At 42.3% G+C, this 19406-nt stretch carries 20 protein-coding genes; 14 read left to right on the top strand and 6 right to left on the bottom strand.

Annotated elements, in window-relative coordinates; all coding sequences use genetic code 11:
* Positions 1-11 precede the first annotated feature (11 nt).
* Positions 12-1481: an aminotransferase class I/II-fold pyridoxal phosphate-dependent enzyme gene (locus tag LCM11_RS17830; protein WP_224895631.1), complete on the bottom strand. Its 1470-nt coding sequence runs from the start codon at positions 1479-1481 to the stop codon at positions 12-14.
* Between the two features lie 135 nt (positions 1482-1616).
* On the opposite strand from LCM11_RS17830, the gene LCM11_RS17825 reads away from it, so the two are divergent.
* Both LCM11_RS17825 and LCM11_RS17820 read left to right on the top strand, forming a co-directional pair.
* Positions 1617-2573, top strand: a complete 957-nt coding sequence (locus tag LCM11_RS17825; protein ID WP_224895630.1) for an NAD(P)H-dependent flavin oxidoreductase — start codon at positions 1617-1619, stop codon at positions 2571-2573.
* A 19-nt stretch (positions 2574-2592) separates the two neighbouring features.
* Positions 2593-2868, top strand: coding sequence for a UPF0223 family protein (locus tag LCM11_RS17820; protein WP_224895629.1), 276 nt, complete (start codon positions 2593-2595; stop codon positions 2866-2868).
* A 38-nt stretch (positions 2869-2906) separates the two neighbouring features.
* Here the strand turns inward: LCM11_RS17820 and LCM11_RS17815 are convergent, their stop codons facing one another.
* Entirely contained in the window at positions 2907-3542 is a 636-nt protein-coding gene (locus LCM11_RS17815) for a YktB family protein (protein WP_224895628.1), read from the bottom strand.
* 182 nt (positions 3543-3724) lie between these two features.
* On the opposite strand from LCM11_RS17815, the gene LCM11_RS17810 reads away from it, so the two are divergent.
* Positions 3725-3916 (top strand): hypothetical protein, encoded by a 192-nt coding sequence (locus LCM11_RS17810; RefSeq protein ID WP_224895627.1) that lies wholly within the window; start codon positions 3725-3727, stop codon positions 3914-3916.
* A gap of 526 nt (positions 3917-4442) precedes the next feature.
* Positions 4443-5267, top strand: coding sequence for an inositol monophosphatase family protein (locus LCM11_RS17805; RefSeq protein ID WP_224895626.1), 825 nt, complete (start codon positions 4443-4445; stop codon positions 5265-5267).
* A 15-nt stretch (positions 5268-5282) separates the two neighbouring features.
* Here the strand turns inward: LCM11_RS17805 and LCM11_RS17800 are convergent, their stop codons facing one another.
* On the bottom strand, positions 5283-5465 hold the full coding sequence (locus LCM11_RS17800; protein WP_224895625.1) for a DUF5325 family protein: 183 nt from the start codon (positions 5463-5465) through the stop codon (positions 5283-5285).
* A gap of 123 nt (positions 5466-5588) precedes the next feature.
* Between LCM11_RS17800 and LCM11_RS17795 the strand changes: the two genes are divergently transcribed.
* Positions 5589-5957: a YlaH-like family protein gene (locus LCM11_RS17795; protein ID WP_014643066.1), complete on the top strand. Its 369-nt coding sequence runs from the start codon at positions 5589-5591 to the stop codon at positions 5955-5957.
* A 54-nt stretch (positions 5958-6011) separates the two neighbouring features.
* Here the strand turns inward: LCM11_RS17795 and LCM11_RS17790 are convergent, their stop codons facing one another.
* Positions 6012-6215, bottom strand: a complete 204-nt coding sequence (locus LCM11_RS17790) for a YlaI family protein (RefSeq protein WP_224895624.1) — start codon at positions 6213-6215, stop codon at positions 6012-6014.
* Positions 6216-6354: 139 nt separating this feature from the next.
* On the opposite strand from LCM11_RS17790, the gene LCM11_RS17785 reads away from it, so the two are divergent.
* On the top strand, positions 6355-6642 hold the full coding sequence (locus tag LCM11_RS17785; protein ID WP_224895623.1) for a hypothetical protein: 288 nt from the start codon (positions 6355-6357) through the stop codon (positions 6640-6642).
* Between the two features lie 28 nt (positions 6643-6670).
* Here LCM11_RS17785 and LCM11_RS17780 read toward each other — a convergent pair whose 3' ends face one another.
* Both LCM11_RS17780 and LCM11_RS17775 read right to left on the bottom strand, forming a co-directional pair.
* Entirely contained in the window at positions 6671-7246 is a 576-nt protein-coding gene (locus tag LCM11_RS17780) for a YhcN/YlaJ family sporulation lipoprotein (RefSeq protein ID WP_224895622.1), read from the bottom strand.
* A gap of 85 nt (positions 7247-7331) precedes the next feature.
* A complete protein-coding gene (locus LCM11_RS17775; RefSeq protein ID WP_224895621.1) occupies positions 7332-7826 on the bottom strand; it encodes a hypothetical protein in 495 nt (164 codons plus the stop codon).
* A gap of 86 nt (positions 7827-7912) precedes the next feature.
* Here LCM11_RS17775 and glsA point away from each other — a divergent pair, with 86 nt between their 5' ends.
* The 8 genes from glsA to LCM11_RS17735 all read left to right on the top strand — a co-directional run bounded on the left by glsA (position 7913) and on the right by LCM11_RS17735 (position 19404).
* Complete coding sequence (gene glsA / locus LCM11_RS17770) at positions 7913-8842, top strand: glutaminase A (RefSeq protein ID WP_224895620.1); 930 nt, start codon at positions 7913-7915, stop codon at positions 8840-8842.
* Positions 8843-8927: 85 nt separating this feature from the next.
* Entirely contained in the window at positions 8928-9209 is a 282-nt protein-coding gene (locus tag LCM11_RS17765) for a YlaN family protein (protein ID WP_041601302.1), read from the top strand.
* 154 nt (positions 9210-9363) lie between these two features.
* Positions 9364-10557, top strand: a complete 1194-nt coding sequence (locus LCM11_RS17760; RefSeq protein ID WP_224895619.1) for an FtsW/RodA/SpoVE family cell cycle protein — start codon at positions 9364-9366, stop codon at positions 10555-10557.
* Positions 10545-13988, top strand: a complete 3444-nt coding sequence (pyc, locus tag LCM11_RS17755) for a pyruvate carboxylase (RefSeq protein ID WP_224895618.1) — start codon at positions 10545-10547, stop codon at positions 13986-13988. The genes LCM11_RS17760 and pyc overlap by 13 nt, the downstream gene beginning before the upstream one ends.
* Positions 13989-14786: 798 nt before the next feature.
* A complete protein-coding gene (gene cyoE / locus LCM11_RS17750) occupies positions 14787-15725 on the top strand; it encodes a heme o synthase (RefSeq protein ID WP_224895617.1) in 939 nt (312 codons plus the stop codon).
* 75 nt (positions 15726-15800) lie between these two features.
* Positions 15801-16865, top strand: coding sequence for a cytochrome c oxidase subunit II (coxB, locus tag LCM11_RS17745; RefSeq protein WP_224895616.1), 1065 nt, complete (start codon positions 15801-15803; stop codon positions 16863-16865).
* Between the two features lie 47 nt (positions 16866-16912).
* Positions 16913-18781 carry a cytochrome c oxidase subunit I gene (gene ctaD, locus LCM11_RS17740; protein WP_224895615.1) on the top strand — a complete coding sequence of 623 codons (1869 nt, stop codon included), beginning with the start codon at positions 16913-16915 and terminating at the stop codon, positions 18779-18781.
* Positions 18781-19404 (top strand): cytochrome (ubi)quinol oxidase subunit III, encoded by a 624-nt coding sequence (locus LCM11_RS17735; RefSeq protein ID WP_224895614.1) that lies wholly within the window; start codon positions 18781-18783, stop codon positions 19402-19404. Before ctaD ends, LCM11_RS17735 begins: the two co-directional genes overlap by 1 nt.
* The last annotated feature ends 2 nt before the right edge of the window (positions 19405-19406 follow it).

Below are 19406 nucleotides of genomic sequence, written 5' to 3'. Positions count from 1 at the left end.
GGGCTTTCTTATTATTTGAAGGCTTTTTGTTCGGTAATGACGTGAATGGTTTCAAGTGTTGAGTCCTCGGGCCCTTGTACTGGAAGACCTGCTTGAATATTTTCATGTATATAAGCAATGTTATCTGACGTGATGATTTCCCCGGGTATAAAAATTGGAATACCTGGCGGATAAACCATTACAAATTCTGCACTGATTCGTCCTACAGCATCACGCAGGGGCAATACTTCCGTCGAAGCATAAAATGCTTCACGGGGTGAGAGTGAAAGCACCGGAATGTCAGGCACTTTTACGACTATTTCTTTTGTTTCGACTGTTCCTGAGGATTGCTCAGAAAGGTCTGTTAAGGCTTCAATCAGCCGTTCAACATCCTCTTCTCTGTCTCCAGGAGTGATAATACATAAGATATTGTACAGGTCTGAAAGCTCGACTTCTATGGAGTAGTTTTCTCTTAACCATACTTCCACATCATACCCGGAGATACCCAAATTTTTAACTGAGATAATAAGCTTTGTAGGGTCATAATCGTGGGTGGCATCACTAGCTAAAATTTCGTCTCCTGGACAATAGATAGATGGAATTTGATTAAGACTTTTTCGCGCATTATCAGCAAGCTTTATACAGCTCTCCATAAGTTCATGACCATTCATGGCCAAATGACGCCTCGCTGTGTCAAGAGAAGCTAACAGAATATAAGAGGTGGATGTTGTCATGAGCATCGACATGATTGTCTGCACTCGCTCATGAGATACAAGACCTTCTCTCAAATTAAGCACTGAACTTTGAGTGAGGGACCCACCGAGCTTGTGAACACTTGTAGCGGCAAGATCTGCCCCTGCCTGCATCGCTGAAAGCGGAAGCCGCTCATGAAAATGGATGTGTACACCATGTGCTTCATCTACGAGTACAGGAATGTCAAAGGAATGAGCGATATCCACAATATGACTGAGGTCAGCCGTGATTCCGAAATAAGTCGGGTTAATCACAAGCACACCCTTAGCATCGGGATGGGCCGTACACGCTCTTTCTACAGCTTCCGGTGTAATACCGTGAGAAATGCCAAGTCTGTTATCAAGCTCCGGGTGGATAAATACAGGTTTAGCGCCTGAAAAAATGATGGCTGTCGTGATCGATTTATGCACATTTCGGGGTACAATAATTTTATCCCCCGGTTGACAGACGCTCATGATCATCGTCATGATAGCTCCGGAAGTTCCCTGAACAGAGAAGAATGTATAATCGGCGCCAAAGGCTTCAGCTGCGAGGCTTTGAGCGTCCTTGATCATTCCCTGGGGGTGATGAAGATCATCCAAAGGTTCAATGTTGATTAAATCGATGGAAAGGGCATTCTCGCCAATAAACTGCTGAAATTCTTTATCCATCCCTTTGCCGCCTTTATGGCCGGGTATATGAAATTGTGTTGGTTTTTTATCTGCATGGTTTTTCACGCCTGTAAATAAAGGAGTTTCGTTCTGATTCATATCGTATAAGCACCTCTTTATAAATAGAAAGCATGTGAATTATAGCAAAGTACCCTTGTCTTTGCTAGTAAAAAAACCAGGCTCGTGCTTCATGGTAGACCTCGTGGTAAACTGTTCTTAAAAGGAGGAGAAGCCATGAACTGGAAAACCCAAGTGACAGAGAAATTAGGGATTACCTATCCTATTATCCAGGGGGGACTGGCCTATCTCGCATACGCGGAGCTGGCAGCTGCCGTTTCCAACGCAGGAGGTCTCGGTCAGATAACAGCGATGAGCATGAATAGCCCGGAAGAACTGCGCGCGGAGATTAAGCGATTACGGACCTTAACAGGGAAGCCGTTTGGTGTAAATTTTGCTATTGGTCAACAACGAAGACCATTTGAAGATATGGTCGCTGTAGCTGTAGAGGAAAAAGTCCCGGCGATTTCGGTTACAGGAGGCAATCCTAAGCCGGTATTGGACTTGGTGAAAGGGAAAGGTATTAAGACCCTCGTACTTGTGGCTGCCAGACGCCAGGCAGAGAAAGCTGAAGAATTGGGCGCAGATGCCGTTATGGTTGTGGGTCAGGAAGGAGGCGGCCACATAGGAAGAGATGACGTGGGGACATTTGTTTTGACGCCGCGTGTTGTAGATGCGGTGTCCATACCTGTGATTGCTTCGGGCGGTATTGGGGACGGTCGGGGACTTATGGCAGCGTTAGCACTAGGAGCCGAAGGTATTGAAATGGGAACAAGATTTATAGCCACAAAAGAATGCCACCACGCCCATGCCGCTTACAAACAAGCATTGATTGATGCAACGGAAACATCTACTACCGTTATAAAAAGAAGCTTAAAGGCACCTGCACGAGCATTGAAAAACCCTTGGACGGATGAAATATTGAAGCTCGAATCCGAGGATCGGGGTTATGAAGGTTTAAAAAATTATATCGGCGGCGAAGCAAATAAGAGATACATTTATGAAGGTGAAGTAGAAGAGGGATTCGCCTGGGCAGGACAGATTGCTTCCAGCATCACAGATGTCCCCTCAGTTGAGGAACTGTTTCGGCGGATTATTCAAGAGGCCGAAGATATACGCAATAAATGGAAGTAGGTACATAAGGAGGGCTAGAATGAGCTATCATTATCCAATTGATGAAATATACTGGACGAAAGAAGAAATTATCGATGTTGTAAACTTTTATTCAATGGTCGAACAGGCGTACGAAAAACAAGTAAACCGTGACGACCTCCTCTTAGCGTACACGCGCTTTAAGCAAATTGTCCCGTCTAAAAGTGAAGAAAAAAAACTTTGTGGCCAGTTTGAGAAAGAATCAGGATATTCGTGTTATCGTACAGTTAAAAAAGCGAAGGAATCAGCAGCAGGAGACAAAATAAAAATGAAATGAAATTTAAAGCAGCCGCAAATTAATTTGCGGCTGCTTTTCTAATCAAGCTTTTTGGTATAGCGATACAATGGTTCGAGAGTCTGGAACGTATCTCTGCAGAGGTTTATAAAACCTTCAGGATCCTTAAGTCTGGAATCATTCCGCTCGATTTGCTGCCCACACAGAATTTCTGCTTTCTTAACATTTTTTAGTCTGTCAGTGATGGCATCAAATTTGTCAGAGTCCACGTCAGCGTGAGAGATGGCTTCAGGCTTGGTATGGTCCCCAGACCAGACAAAATGCTCAGGAATATGGTTCAAAATCTCTTTTTTATGAGATTGTAACGTATCGGCATAATTTTCTTTAATAGGACTTTCATATATCACGGCAAACCAGATAAATACGTGTGTTTCCCATAAGCCTATTTGGAAATGGGGAAGTTTTTTATAGCCTCGCTTGTTCGAAGCTATAGCAGCCCATGTATCATTTGGAGGATTCGTTTTCCGCCTCGCATGACGGGCTACATGTACAAACATCTCATCCCCGGTCATCGCTGTTACATCGGGAGCTAGTTCGGAGGCAATTGCTTCAAGCTTGGGAGAAATATTCTCCTTTAAAGCTTCCATACGGTTTTCAAGTCCCGGAATGGTGAAAACATCAAAATCTCTTTGAGTAAATCCCTTAAAATTAGTCATTCAATCAACTCCTAGGTAAACAATCGTACTTATTTTACCACACGTTAAAATCTTTACTAAGCAATCTGTTTCAAGGGTTTGAATTTTCAAAAAATGGGTTACATATAAGTAATCTAATTGAAACTTCTCAAGCAATTGCCACATATATATACAGTAAGGATTTGAAAGGGAGGGGATTGGCAATGAAACATGTCATGGAAGCGCTGCGTAAAAGAGAAGCTGAAGAAAAGCTCCCGGTGATCCGTTTGGAGATTGATTACGAATTGGTTACATTGCATGATGCAATGATAGCGGAGGATGAAGCCCAGATAAAGAAAAGTAAAAACAGGCTCGCAGAACTTCGTAAACAGCTTATTGAATGGTCTATCAATTAACGAGCAACAATAAAGTTGCTTGTTTTTTTTGATTTTTTCCTGTAAACATGATTTTTAATATTTCGCTTTCCGGCCCTGCACGATGCAGGGTCGTTCGACGTTGCCACACGACGTGGCGGTCTTAGTCGAACTTCTTATATGCGTTGAGTCTCCTCAGGATGGCGCCTTCCGGGGGCCTCACCTGTCATGTTCATCGGTCATCTATGTTGATTTTTACGTTTGTTAAAGCGTAGGAACCCTGTTATATAAGCATTTAAGGCAGACTCAGCTAGAGTCTTTTCTTCTATAGCAGGGTCCGTTCACTAGATATCGTTTGGATGGCGAAGGAAAGCGAGTTGTTTCCGAAGCTGCCCTCATTCTTTTTTGCAACGGACCGGAGTTATCTCGACATCAAGTTTTCAAGTAACGGAAGCTTATCTGTGATGCTCAACGTGGAATTTAATTTATGTTTTAGATTTAAATATGTGAAATGAACCTGCGGGGTTTGATATGATAGAAACCATCTGATGTAAAGGAGTATGAGAACATGGATATAGAAAAAAAAGAAGAGCTCTTTGAGCAGGCGAGACAATGGATCTTGGAAGCAGGGTCCCATATTCGAGACCATATCGATGCTCCACGATCCATTCAGACGAAGTCGAATCCTAATGACTTAGTGACGGAAATGGATCAGCAGACAGAACAATTTTTTGCCGATAAAATCAATGGAAGTTATCCTGACCATTTGCTGTTGGGTGAGGAAGGTTTTGGGGATTCTCTGGAAGATCTAAAAGGTACCATCTGGATTGTCGATCCCATAGACGGAACGATGAACTTTGTTCATCAAAAAAGAAATTTTGCGATTTCGATCGGTATATATGAAGATGGCGTTGGAGAGATTGGTCTGATTTATAACGTTATGGAGGACGTGCTGTATTCAGTTAAAAGAGGACAAGGAGTCTTCAAAAACGAAAAACAGCTGCCTAATCTAAACGATTCAAGACCACTCAAAGAATCCATTCTTACATTAAATACAACGTGGCTTATTCCTGAAAATCCACACGTGGACCATGAAAGCATTCAGGAATTAGTTAAGACCATCCGGAGTACACGCTCGTATGGTTCAGCTGCTCTCGAGTTAGCCTTTGTAGCTGAAGGCATAGTGGATGGTTATTTGACCATGACCCTGATGCCGTGGGATTATGCGGCTGGTGCCATTATGGTAGAGGAAGTAGGCGGGGTGGTTACACGAGCGGATAAGAGCGAGCTTGATCTTTTAAATTCAACCACCGTACTAGCCTGTCGTTCCAATATATACGATGAAATTATTGACGATTATGTCCAGCTTAAATCAAAAGAAAGCGACCACTAAAAAGGGTCGCTTTTCTTATGCATTCAATTTTCTTTTCAATCGTAAACCGAAACTCATAATCATAAAACCGAGTATAAAGAAGAAGCCGGCGAGCCAGAAATTTTCCTGGCCAATGGCAAAACCTACAGAAATAAATGATAGTATGACGAAGAAGGCTAATACAGCCATATTCATTTGAAAGTTCTTCAACAAGTTCACCCCTATTCAAAAGCTATTATAAAGGATTTGTCCAAAAAATGAAAATTGTTGAATGGGTAGCTTCTTTAGATCGTATCTAGTATCATAAAATACAGAATAGAGGAGAATACGAGGAGGAACATCATGGCAGATAACACAACATTGACCGTGCCTAGTGATTTATGGCCGATCGCTGATTTCTTTTTTCAGGGCCTCGGCAATGAAGTAAATATGAATGATGAATCGGAAGTAGGGATGTTATTTCGTTCCTTTCTGCTTTTATACTTAACCACTGTAATTCTGGCTATTATTACATTTAAACTGGGTTTTGCCAGAAAACTGCCCCTTATGAAAACGGTAGTAGTTTATGCGGTACTAATAATTGGAACCTTTCTGTTGACATTGATTTTAGGCTTGAACCTGCCACTGCCAGAAAGTCTGATGGTAGCCGCTGTAATTATGGGTGTTTACAGGCTGCGTCTGCACCGAGAACGAAAAGAGAAACAATCCTAAAAAGGAAGGCTCCCCGTAGATGAGGAGCCTTCCTTTTTTATGATTACATATCAACTATGGTAAATGATTTTCTTTTTTTCGTTCACGATTGAAGCGGAATTGACCGGTAGCCAGACGCTTTTTTGTGTTTTCTTCAATACGGTCGTGGCAGGTCTGGCACATATAAGTGTGAATCCGTCTATTTCTCAATCGTTTGGCTTGCAGGCAGTAACTGTCAATTTTCTCAATGTTGTCGCAAATAACGCATTGTACACGCACAATTCTCACCTCAATACTATCTATCTGTGTGTCCATCATAACATACATGATGGATATAAGTGTAATTTTATCCGTTTTCATGTTTGAGTTTTACATGGAGGGGAAAGGTTAAATACAAGTAGTAGAAAGGATGGTTATTGTGAAAAAACGTTGGATTTATACCGCAGTAGGAGCCGTAGCCGGAGGTGCGATTGCTTACTTCATGAAAGACGAAGATAATCGAAAGCAAGTCGTAGACAAGGCTAAATCAGTAAAAAGCAATTTCGGTCAAAAAGATGATCTCCCAGTTGAAGAAGCTGGAAGACCTGAAGAAACAGCAGACCATGATAATTCCAAGATGGTGTCTGAGGGTTCTCAGTTTGGTGTTCAATACTATAATGAACTGACAGAGAAAGAGAGAGAAATCTTAGAAAAAAGTAACAGCTAAATCCTTAAAGGATTTAGCTGTTTTTCTGTCACTGCTCCCTGGATTGCTCTTTTTCAATTTGATCCAGTTTCTTATTTTCCTTTTTAGGGATTGACTCCTGGTTTGGATTAGAAGGCGGAGTATCATTAGCTGGTCCTTCCGGCATGTAGCGAGCGACGATCTGGCTGAGTTCATCGGTCACCGCTTCCACCGGATGCCCCTGAGCCATTTTCTTGCCAAGGCCGCGCAGGCGTTCTACTCCGTCAGCGTCAGCTATGACAAGGGCTTGTTTACCATAAGGGTCGTGTTTTAGAGCTTCAGCAACGGAATATTTTATAACACCCACACGGGAACGATCTAAGTCTTTGTCTACGTCTACTCCCACGGCTACATAATTGCCTAAAACGATGGCTGTAGCATCATGAACATCAGGGACTTCAACAGCAAGATTCGCCAGGCGACGGGCAATTTGCTGACTGGTCATACTTTTGCGATTAACTGGATCTGAATCGCTGACATATTGAAATTCAGAATTACCCTGTCTCTCTTGTAATAGAGATTCTTCGTCATTCTGCTGACATGCTGCGAGGAGCAGTAGCAGTACTGCAAATAATAATTTTTTCAATTGGCACACCACTTTTTTATTTCTAGGTTGTGTTTTAACTGAAAAATTATACAAAAAAGGACAGCTGAAAAAGCTGCCCCATTCATTATTTCATAACTATTTTTTTAATTCCTTTGATGGGATCGGAACGGTTAGAACCATCATTAAAATAAAGATGTACCGGTCCATTTTCTTTAAGTGGTTTTCCTTCTTCGGCAAATAAAAGGACTGATTCTGAAAGCTGATCAGCTGAGATAATCTCTTCTCCTTGGTCCGTCACAAGGGCCGCTTCCTTCACTTCTGCGTTTGGTTCACTTGTATGAAGAAAAGGTTTAAGTGGCATAAGAAATGTACCTTTTAAAATTTGTTCTTTTTCCTGACGGCGTATGCTTTTATTAACGGGAGGGTTCAGTTTCTGCTGGTAAACTTCCCTGGTGAATCGTAAAGACTTTCTCTTTATTTCATCTTCTTCTTCCTCTTCGGCTTTTGCTTTCTCAGGGTGAAATACTTGATCGAACGTCATTTTACGGTCATCAAATATCCAAACTGTAGGATCTAGCGTGATTGGAAATTTAACATTTCCTTGTATTTGAACAATCATGGATGCAGCCACCTTTCATTTAAAAATCATCCATCCAAATCATAGCAAAAAATGAAGTCGATTTCATTAAAAGGAGGTCTTTAATAATGAATAAAGAAATCACCACAGAAATTCTTGAAGAATGGTTAGAGAACGTCAGGCCGTATGCCTATGATGGGCAGGTGGCTGATTATATTCCTGCATTGTCCAGACAGAATCCAGAAGAACTGGCTGTTGCGATTCATTATATAGATGGCAGCTCTATCCACGCCGGGGAAATTGAAGCAACTTTTACTCTGCAGAGTATAACGAAGGTCATCTCCCTCGCTTTGGCCTTAATGGATAATGGCGAAGACTATGTGTTTGATCATGTCGGGATGGAGCCGACAGGAGATCCGTTCCATTCAATATATCGTTTAGAGCAGCTGCCTTCCAAGCCTTTAAATCCTATGATTAACGCTGGCGCTCTTTCAGTTACACATATGATTCACGGGGATACGCCAGATGAAAAGGTGGGGCGTCTTCTCAGTTTTGTACATGAAATGACGGATGATCATACGATCGGGTATAACGAAGAAGTAGCTGCCTCTGAATTTGAAACGGCCTTCTTAAATCGTTCTCTCCTTTTCTATATGAAGCAGCATCAGATTGTTACAGGAAGCGTAGAAGAAACGCTTGATGCTTATACAAAACAATGTGCAATTGAAGTAAATGTTCTTCAGCTAGCAAGAATTGGCGCTCTATTTGCCAACGAAGGAAGAGATTTGGACTCAGGGCGACAAATCATTCCTAAACACTTTGCACGAATCTGTAAAACGTTTATGGTTACTTGCGGTATGTATGATGCATCAGGGTCATTTGCGATTAAAGTAGGAATGCCTGCCAAAAGTGGGGTGTCCGGCTCGGTGGTAGCTTCTCTTAATGGATTCGGCGGTATTGCTGTATATGGCCCAAGCCTTGACGAGAAGGGGAATAGTGTCGTTGGGCTCAGACTTTTGGAACTATTGTCGAATCGTTATGATCTCTCAATTTTTTAAGTAGATAAGCTAATTGAATCTTGCAATTTTCCTTCCCAGACGATAATATTATTAAAAGAATGACTGTAAATGGGAGGGGATAATGATGTTGTCTGATGTGGCTGTGGATCATCGTGAGAAAGCCTACGCCCTTCTAAAAGAAGACGCTGATAAGATTTTAAAATTAATAAAAGTACAGATGGACAATTTGACTATGCCTCAGTGTCCACTTTATGAGGAAGTTTTAGATACACAAATGTTCGGTTTATCACGCGAAATTCATTTCGCCGTCCGGCTGGATTTAATCAGCGAAGAGGAAGGTAAACAAATATTAGATAATTTGGAACAACAACTAAACGTCTTACATGAGGCTGCTCAAAGATCATGAATGGACAAGCTCAAATTGCGACAAGTGCTGTTGTAATTTGAGTTTTTTTTGTAGAAATGAGCTTTACGCTTATACATATAGATATGAAATATCAGATAAGAAGGAATTATGCAGGATGAACGAGAACAAATATATAAAGTAGGGATGAATAAACATGATTCGACATTTAAAAACGTATGATTTTAGCTTATTATTTGCCCCTATTGCTCTGGTGGCTTTCGGCACTCTCATGATTTACAGTGCAAGCATGGTTTATGGACCGATTCAGCTTGGTGTTTCGAGTAACCACTTTTTTATCAAACAACTGCAGTGGTTTGGGGTTGGTCTGTTTCTGATGATCACGGTTTCTTTAATCCCATACCGGCACTGGAAGCGACTGTCGAAGCTCGCTGTCCTCCTTATGATTTTATTGCTTGGCGGCTTATTTTTCTTTGGCTATGAAGTGAATAACGCTGTGTCCTGGTATAACTTAGGTTTTATGAACTTTCAGCCGGCTGAGTTTGTTAAAGTCGGGCTGATTATCTACCTTTCTTCAGTGTTTGCAAAGAAACAGCGATACATTACCCATTTTTCAAAAGCCGTTGTTCCACCGCTTATTTTAACCATGGTGATCCTGGGGCTGATTATTAGACAGCCGGATATTGGTTCTGCTGCTGTTATTGGTTTAATTGCAAGCCTAATCATCATGAGCTCTGGTATCCGTGGAAAACATATTTTGTTTTTAGTGGGTGTAACAGCCGCCATCCTTGTCGTAGGCGGGTCACAGATGGTAACAGATGAACGATTAGAGCGGTTCTCAGGAGCTTATCAGCCTTTTGAATCTCCAGATAGTGATGGCTATCATCTAATACAATCTTACGTAGCTATCGGAACTGGAGGACTTTCAGGTGAGGGGATCGGGCAGGGTGTGCAGAAACTGGGTTATTTACCAGAGCCTCATACCGATTTCATTATGGCCGTTATTGCGGAGGAACTCGGATTTATTGGAGTGGCAATTACTGTGGGACTTCTAGGACTGATTGTTTTAAGAGGACTTTACATTTCTTCCAAATGCCGTGATGCATTCGGTGCGCTGCTCGCCATTGGTATTTCTTCGATGGTTGCTATCCAGACCATGATTAACCTTGGAGCCATGAGTGGACTATTGCCGATTACAGGAGTCACGCTGCCGTTTGTAAGCTACGGAGGTTCCTCCTTGATCATTCTCATGTTTGCGATCGGAATTTTGAATAATATTGCCCGAACCGTTAAAGCGAAGGAAGAAGAGGACGAAGAGTACGAAGTGCCAGAGCAGACGAACACAAAACGATACAGGACTAATGGAGGAGTGAGATCGTGGCAGAACTAAGAAAAATCAATAAAGTATTAGTAGCAAACCGCGGAGAAATCGCTATCCGAGTTTTTCGGGCTTGTACCGAATTAAATATACGTACCGTAGCGGTTTATTCTCAAGAAGACACTGGCTCCTATCACCTTTATAAAGCGGATGAAGCCTATTTAGTCGGTCAAGGAAAAAAACCAATTGATGCTTATCTGGATATTGAAAATATTATCGAGGTGGCTAAAAGTGTCGGAGTTGATGCCATTCATCCAGGTTACGGTTTTCTATCAGAAAATATCGCTTTCGCTCGCAGGTGTGAGGAAGAAGGCCTTATCTTTATCGGACCGACAAGTGACCATTTAAACATGTTCGGTGACAAAGTAAAAGCAAGAGATCAGGCCGTGAAAGCTGACATACCTGTTATTCCTGGAAGCGACGGACCGGTAGAAGACTTGGAGGAAATTCGGGAATTTGGAGATAAACATGGATATCCACTCATGATTAAGGCTGCTATGGGCGGCGGTGGCCGAGGAATGAGAGTGGTACGGAGTGCTGAAACGTTATCAGAGTCTTATGAACGTGCTCGCTCTGAAGCTAGAGCAGCGTTTGGCAGTGATGATGTTTATGTAGAGAAACTAATAGAAGAACCAAAGCACATTGAAGTTCAGATTATTGGAGATCATGAAGGAAACATCGTCCACCTCTATGAAAGAGATTGTTCAGTGCAGCGCCGTCACCAGAAAGTGGTCGAAGTGGCACCGAGCGTTTCTTTGAACGCACAAGTACGAGAAAAAATCTGTCATGCAGCTGTTCAGCTTATGGATAACGTAGGTTATATCAATGCAGGAACCGTTGAATTTCTAGTCACGGGAGACGAATTTTATTTTATAGAAGTTAATCCAAGAGTACAGGTAGAACATACCATAACGGAAATGATTACGGGAGTCGATATTGTTCAAACGCAAATCCTGATAGCTGAGGGTCACACTTTACATAGCGCAGAAGTTGCGATTCCTCGACAAGGCGAAATCAGAACGCATGGATATGCCATTCAATCGCGGGTTACGACAGAAGACCCACTTAACAATTTCATGCCGGATACCGGAAAGATTATGGCGTACCGGACCGGAGGAGGCTTTGGGGTACGTCTCGATGCGGGGAATGGATTTCAGGGTGCTGTCATCTCTCCTTACTACGATTCTCTGCTCGTTAAATTATCAACTTGGGCACTTAATTTTGACCAGGCTGCGCATAAAATGGTACGTAATCTAAAAGAGTTCAGGATTCGGGGCATCAAAACAAATATTCCTTTCCTGGAAAATGTGATTCAGCACAAGCAATTCTTGAACGGGGAATATAATACGATGTTTATCGACCGCTCACCTGAATTGTTTGTTTTTCCTAAACGAAAAGACCGCGGAACTAAAATGCTTTCCTATATAGCTGATCGAACCATCAATGGATTTGAGGGATACGGAAACCGGAAGAAACCAACCTTTCATAATCCAAGAGTACCAAACCTCAAATACTCTGAATCTATGCCAGAGGGTACGAAGCAGATTTTGGATGAAAGAGGGCCGGAAGGTTTAGCAGAATGGCTGAAGGAGCGTCCGGAAGTGTTATTAACGGATACGACTTTCCGTGATGCTCATCAGTCTCTTCTTGCGACAAGGGTACGAACGAAAGATTTAGAAAATATCGCGGAACCAACTGCCCGGCTGCTACCCCAGTTGTTCTCACTGGAAATGTGGGGCGGGGCTACGTTTGATGTATCCTATCGTTTCTTGAAGGAAGACCCATGGGAGCGATTGCTTAAATTAAGAGAAAAAGCACCTAATGTCCTTTTCCAAATGCTGCTGCGTTCTTCTAATGCTGTTGGTTACAAAAATTACCCGGATAATCTCATTCGTGAATTTGTTGAGAAAAGTGCCAATGCTGGTATTGATGTGTTCCGGATATTTGACAGTCTTAACTGGGTGGAGGGCATGAAGCTGACCATTGATGCTGTACGCCAGAACAATAAGGTTGCGGAAGCGGCTGTGTGTTATACCGGGGATATTCTGGATTCTGCAAGACCTAAATACGATTTGGAATATTATAAGAAAGTAGCGAAAGAGTTACAGGATGCGGGTGCACATATTTTGGGGATTAAAGATATGGCTGGACTTTTAAAACCTGAAGCAGCTTACCAGCTAATCAGCACGCTTAAAGAAACGATCGATATCCCGATTCATCTGCATACACACGATACAAGTGGAAATGGCATCTTTACCTATGCTAGAGCCGTAGAAGCAGGAGTGGATGTGGTGGATGTAGCTGCAGGTCCAATGGCTGGTTTAACCTCACAGCCAAGTGCAAACAGCCTGTACTATGCACTTGAAGGAAGTGAAAGGAAGCCTGACGTAGATATCCAGTCGTACGAACAGCTTGGGCACTACTGGGAGGATACGAGAAAATATTATGCTGATTTCGAAAGCGGCATGATGGCCCCTCATACAGAGGTGTACGAACATGAAATGCCTGGGGGGCAGTACAGTAACCTTCAGCAGCAGGCTAAAGCAGTAGGGTTAAGTCCCCGCTGGGATGAAGTGAAAAAAATGTACCGTCGTGTGAATGACATGTTCGGTGATATTGTAAAAGTGACCCCCTCTTCAAAAGTCGTTGGAGACATGGCGCTTTACATGGTTCAAAACGGGTTAAACGAAGATGACGTTTATGAACGTGGTGATTCTCTCGATTTTCCAGATAGTGTTGTAGAGTTTTTCCAAGGTTATCTTGGTCAGCCCTACGGAGGATTTCCGGCAGAGTTGCAGCGTACTGTTCTTAAAGGTAGGGAGCCCCTTGAGGTTCGGCCGGGTGAGCTTATGGATCCAGTAGATTTTAATAATTTGAAAGAGACATTATTTCATTCACTGGATCGTCAAGTCACCAGTTTTGATATGATTAGCTATGCACTTTATCCAAAAGTTTTTATGGATTATCAGAAATTCACAGAGCAATATGGAGATATGTCCGTACTGGATACACCAACGTTTTTCTATGGAATGCGTCTCGGTGAAGAAATTGAAGTGGAAATAGAACAAGGGAAAACGCTTATTGTAAAAATGGTTTCAATAGGTGAAGCGCAAGTAGATGGCACAAGGACCGTTTATTTTGAGTTGAATGGTCAACCGCGTGAAGTAGTGGTGCGAGACGAAAATGTAAAAGCCACTGTTCAACAGCGTCCTAAAGCGGATAAATCAAATACAAAACATATCGGAGCCACTATGCCGGGGACCGTTATTAAAGTCATTTCTGCTCAAGGTGAAAAGGTGAAAAAAGGTGATCATCTGATGATTACGGAAGCCATGAAGATGGAAACGACTGTTCAGGCCCCATTTGATGGTGTAATTAAAGATATTTATGTGGAGAATAATGAAGCTATTCATGTTGGAGACCTACTGATCGAATTTGAGTAAGAGATTGTAGGCGATCTGCCTGTTCAACACAGGCAGATCGTTTTTTGATGTCCGCTTCGTTACAGAACAGGTACGAAGAAAGGAAATCTAGTCTAAATTAAAAGTGATCGTAAACAGGAGTTTCAACATTGTGAGCAGTTTCTAATATGTAGAGAGAGGGGGGCTGCGGAAACACCTCGTCTAGTTCCATCACCCGGACTCTCTAGACATAAACCGCTCACCAACGTATTGAAAAACCAAAATCCTTATGATGGTCGGCTTATGGTGATCGTGTCTTTCAGGGTGATTCCACATTTGAACACTTTCCGGCGGCCCTTTGTCGTGCGGGGCCGGAAAGCGAAATCGTCCCCCGCAGAACCTTCCGCTCGTCAAATGTCTCTTCAAGTAACGGAAGCTCTACTAAAAAATCAAATGAAATGACATTGAAAAACCATTAACGAGATGTAACATTATTTTAATTTTTTATGAACGAAACCTTGCATTCCGGCCTGGAATTTGCTAGAAATAAATAGGTGGATGACAATCGTCAAAAAATAGTCAATAAATGTAAACCTGCAAAGACCATCTCTACGTTACAATAGGTATAAACGTGGGATTTTGGCCTGTGAAAGATGTCACAGATTTGTCACAAATTAATAAAAATCTATTGTTTAAATAGATAGAAGCCCAATTCCATGATACAATTACCTTGATGTTTCTTGACCTCAAAGGATTTAAGAGGGAGAAACGCTCTTAACTTTACGCTCACCAGAAGATGTAAAGGAAGTGTAAAGAAGGTAGAAGGAGGAGGATATTACGATGGACAACCCTAGAACAGTCGAATCCGCTTCTACAGACATGATCGGGCAGACACCTGTCCGTGAATCTTCAATGTTAGCTGATATAAAGAGTCTGATTAAAGTAGGTATCATCAATTCCAATTTAATAACAACATTTGCAGGATTCTGGCTTGCTTTGCATTTCACAGGATCTTCTTTTATAGACCACTGGGTCACTTTCTTGTTGACCATGGCCGGTACCGCCTTAGTAATAGCGGGCGGCTGTATTATTAACAATTGGTATGATAGAGATATCGATCCGATTATGTCGCGGACAAAAAATCGTCCGACCGTAACTGGAACAATGTCATTATCTCTCATTAAAGGACTCGGAATCAGCACCTCTCTTCTTGGGGTTGTGGTTCTATTATTTACCACGGTAGAAGCCGCGCTCTTTGGGGCGTTTGGATGGTTTGTTTACGTTGTACTTTATACGATGTGGTCTAAGAGACGGTACACCATTAACACAGTGATTGGAAGTTTTTCAGGAGCTGTACCCCCATTAATCGGATGGGCAGCTATCGATCCTGGGCTTCAGCTTGAAGCGATCATTTTGTTCCTAATCATGTTTATATGGCAGACGCCTCACTTTCTGGCCCTGGCGATGAAGAAAAAGGAAGACTATAAAGCAGCTGGTATTCCTATGCTTCCTGTCGTACACGGGTTTGAAATGACGAAGCGTCAAATCGTTATTTATGTAGCGTGTCTACTTCCGCTGCCGATTTACCTGGCTTCTTTAGGTAGTATCTTTTTAGTTATTGCCTTTGCGCTGTCAGCCGGCTGGCTGGTACTTGGCATCTACGGGTTCTTTATGAAAGATGATTATAAGTGGGCTACATGGATGTTTGTTTATTCTCTGAACTATTTGACAATCATGTTCTTAATGATGGTTGTAGTTACACTGCCGTTTCCTTTTTAAAGTACTGACTCAATTTTTATTGAGTCAGTTCCTTAATAAATAAAGTACTATACAAGAGAAAGAGAGGTATCACTTATGAGAGGTTGGATGGGAAAATTCCGTACTCTGGCGCTGTTCGGAGCTCTTACCTTAATCCTGTCGGGTTGTGGTGTAGATAATCTTAGTGCCTTGAAACCTAAGGGTTACGGAGCGGAATTATTATTAGATCTTATGATGATCAGCATTGCGATCATGATCTTTGTATTCGTTATCGTAATGGCTATTTATGCATTTGTCCTAATCCGTTATCGACAGAAGAAAGGACAGGAGAATGTTATTCCGAAACAAACGGAAGGTAATAAAGCACTGGAAGTAATTTGGACAGTTATTCCAATTATTTTACTTCTTGTATTAGCTGTGCCTACCGTACAGGCTACCTTCGATTTAGCGGATCAATCATCTCAGGAAGATGAAAGCGCTATGACGATCGAAGTTACAGGAAATCAGTACTGGTGGCATTTCAACTACCCTAAAGAGGAAATTGCCATAAGTCAGGAGATGTACATCCCTACTGGGGAACGAGTATACTTAAATCTTAAATCCAGTGACGTTATTCACTCTTTCTGGCTGCCTTCTATTGCCGGAAAAATGGATACAAATCCTGGTGAGAACATGAACACGATGTACTTAGAAGCATATGAAGAAGGAGTTTATTGGGGGCATTGTGCTGAGTTATGCGGTCCTTCCCACTCTTTAATGGACTTCCGGGTCGTGGCGGTAAGTCCTGATAAATTCGAACAATGGAAAGAAGACATGCAGAACGTAGATCCTGAAGCCACACCTGAGACTACTTCAGCTCAAGAGGGGCAGGAATTATTTAACAATAACTGTATGAGCTGTCATGCCATCGGAGGATCCTCAGCCGGCGTAGGGCCGAACCTGACGAACTTTGGAAACCGGGAGAAACTTGCCGGTATTATGGAACCGTCCAAAGAAAATCTGGTGAATTGGATTGTTAATCCGAATGAATACAAGCCCGGGAATAATATGCCGGCAAACATTGTAGGCGAAGAGGAAGCGAGTAAAATTGCTGACTATTTACTTCAACTTAAACACTCAGATGTCGGAGACGATGTTCCTACGAGAAATACAGACGAGTAAATTAGGTTTTAAAAATGAGAAAGAGGTTTGAAAAGGGAGGTTAAAGCGTGAGTACTACAGCAGCGCAAAAAGGTGGGCTCGGCGCTGCGATTTGGGATTACTTGACTACTGTAGACCATAAGAAGATTGCACATCTTTATTTGGTAGCAGGCGGTCTGTTCTTCTTAATCGGCGGGCTTGAAGCCATGTTAATACGAATTCAATTGATGAAACCAGATAATAATTTCCTGGCTGCCGGGCTTTATAATGAAATGATTACCATGCACGGTACGACAATGATTTTCTTAGCAGCCATGCCGCTAATATTCGCTTTAATGAATGCGGTGGTACCATTACAGATTGGGGCAAGAGACGTAGCTTTCCCATTCTTGAACTCTTTAGGGTTCTGGCTGTTTCTTTTTGGGGGACTGATGTTAAACGTTTCCTGGTTTACAGGAGGCGCTCCAGACGCAGGGTGGACGAACTATGCACCGCTGTCCACTACATCACCGGGCCATGGAGTCGATTATTATGTGATGGGGCTTCAGATTTCAGGAGCCGGTACATTAATAGGTGGGATTAACTTCCTTGTAACTATCGTTAATATGAGAGCCCCAGGTATGACTTACATGCGTATGCCGCTGTTTACGTGGTCTACGCTTGTTACAAGCACACTGATTTTATTTGCATTCCCTGCTTTAACTGTAGGATTATTCCTTATGATGTTCGACCGTATGTTTGGTGCCGCCTTCTTCGATGTAGCTAAAGGCGGGAACGTCATTATCTGGGAGCACTTATTCTGGATATTCGGACACCCGGAAGTTTATATTTTAATTCTTCCTTTATTCGGAGCATTCAGTGATATATTCTCAACTTTTTCTAAGAAACGATTGTTCGGTTACTCAGCGATGGTTTTTGCAACTGTTCTAATTGGTTTCCTTGGTTTCATGGTGTGGGCTCACCATATGTTTACCGTAGGAATGGGACCGATTGCTAACTCTATATTTGCTGTAGCAACGATGGCGATCGCTGTACCGACCGGAATAAAAATATTTAACTGGCTCTTCACCATGTGGGGAGGACAGATTAGAATGACCTCAGCTATGCTTTGGTCTGTAGCGTTCATTCCGTCCTTTACTATTGGAGGTATGACAGGTGTTATGCTTGCAGCAGCAGCAGCTGACTTCCAGTATCACGATACTTATTTCGTAGTTGGTCACTTCCACTACGTTATTGTCGGCGGTGTGGTCTTTGGTATATTTGCAGCACTACATTACTGGTGGCCAAAAATGTTTGGTAAAGTTCTTAATGAAAAACTTGGTAAATTGGCATTCTGGCCATTTTTCATCGGGTTCCATCTAACGTTCTTTATCCAACACTTCCTTGGTCTAATGGGAATGCCGCGACGTTACTGGGTTTTCCTTGAGGGACAAGGACTTGAAGCTGGTAATATGATTAGTACGATTGGCGCTTTCTTAATGGCTATTGGTTCCGTTATCTTCTTGATCAACGTGGTTTATACAGCAGTTAAGGAGAAGAAAGCGGACGGCGATCCTTGGGACGGTCGTACGTTAGAGTGGACAATGGCTTCACCACCGCCACACTACAACTTCGTACAAACACCTTTAGTACGTGGTTTAGACCCGTTATGGGTAGAAAAAACAGAAGGTAAAGAAGGAATGACTCCAGCGGAACCGCTTGGCGACATTCACATGCCTAACGCTTCTATCCTGCCATTCACCATGTCCATAGGTTTATTTATCGCCGGATTCGGTTTTATTTACCAAACGGATGATAAAACTTGGCTCGTGGCATCTGTGATCGGTATGGCGATTACATTTGGTTCTATGCTGACACGTTCCTTGAAAGATGATCTTGGACACCATATTCATAAAGAAGAGCTAGAAGAAGATATTAAGAAGGGGGTTGGCAAATAATGAGTCATGAAGATGTACTGAATCCAAAACATATGCCGCATGATCCGGAAAAAGCCACCCTTGAAGGTAAAAATAAGTTTCTTGCTTTTTGGTTTTTCCTTGGCGGAGAAACTGTATTATTCGCCAGTTTATTCGGGACCTATATTGCATTAAACAGCTCTACTGCAGGGGAAAATACTCCTGAACACTTGTTTGGACTTGAACTCGTCTTTCTCATGACCATGATGTTATTAACCAGCTCACTCACAAGTGTGTATGCCATGTACCACATGAAGAACCACGATTTTCGAAAGATGCAGACTTGGTTGGCCATTACGGTACTTCTTGGTCTCGCCTTCCTGGGCTGTGAAATATACGAGTTTCTTCATTACATTCATGAGTATGAGTTTACTTTTGGGTCATCGGCCTTTGCATCGGCCTTTTATACTCTGGTTGGTTTTCATGGAGGACACGTTTTATTTGGACTTTCCTGGATCGTTACGTTAATGATTCGAAATCAAAAACGCGGCTTGAATTTATATAACGCTCCGAAATTCTATATAGCCAGCCTTTACTGGCACTTCATCGACGTTGTATGGGTGTTTATCTTCACAGTCGTTTACCTTATGGGAAAGGTGGGTTAATC

It is taken from the genome of Halobacillus halophilus (genome assembly GCF_020171985.1).
Classification (GTDB): Bacteria; Bacillota; Bacilli; order Bacillales; family Halobacillaceae; genus Halobacillus; species Halobacillus halophilus_A.
This window is presented reverse-complemented; position numbering and strand designations above follow the sequence as displayed.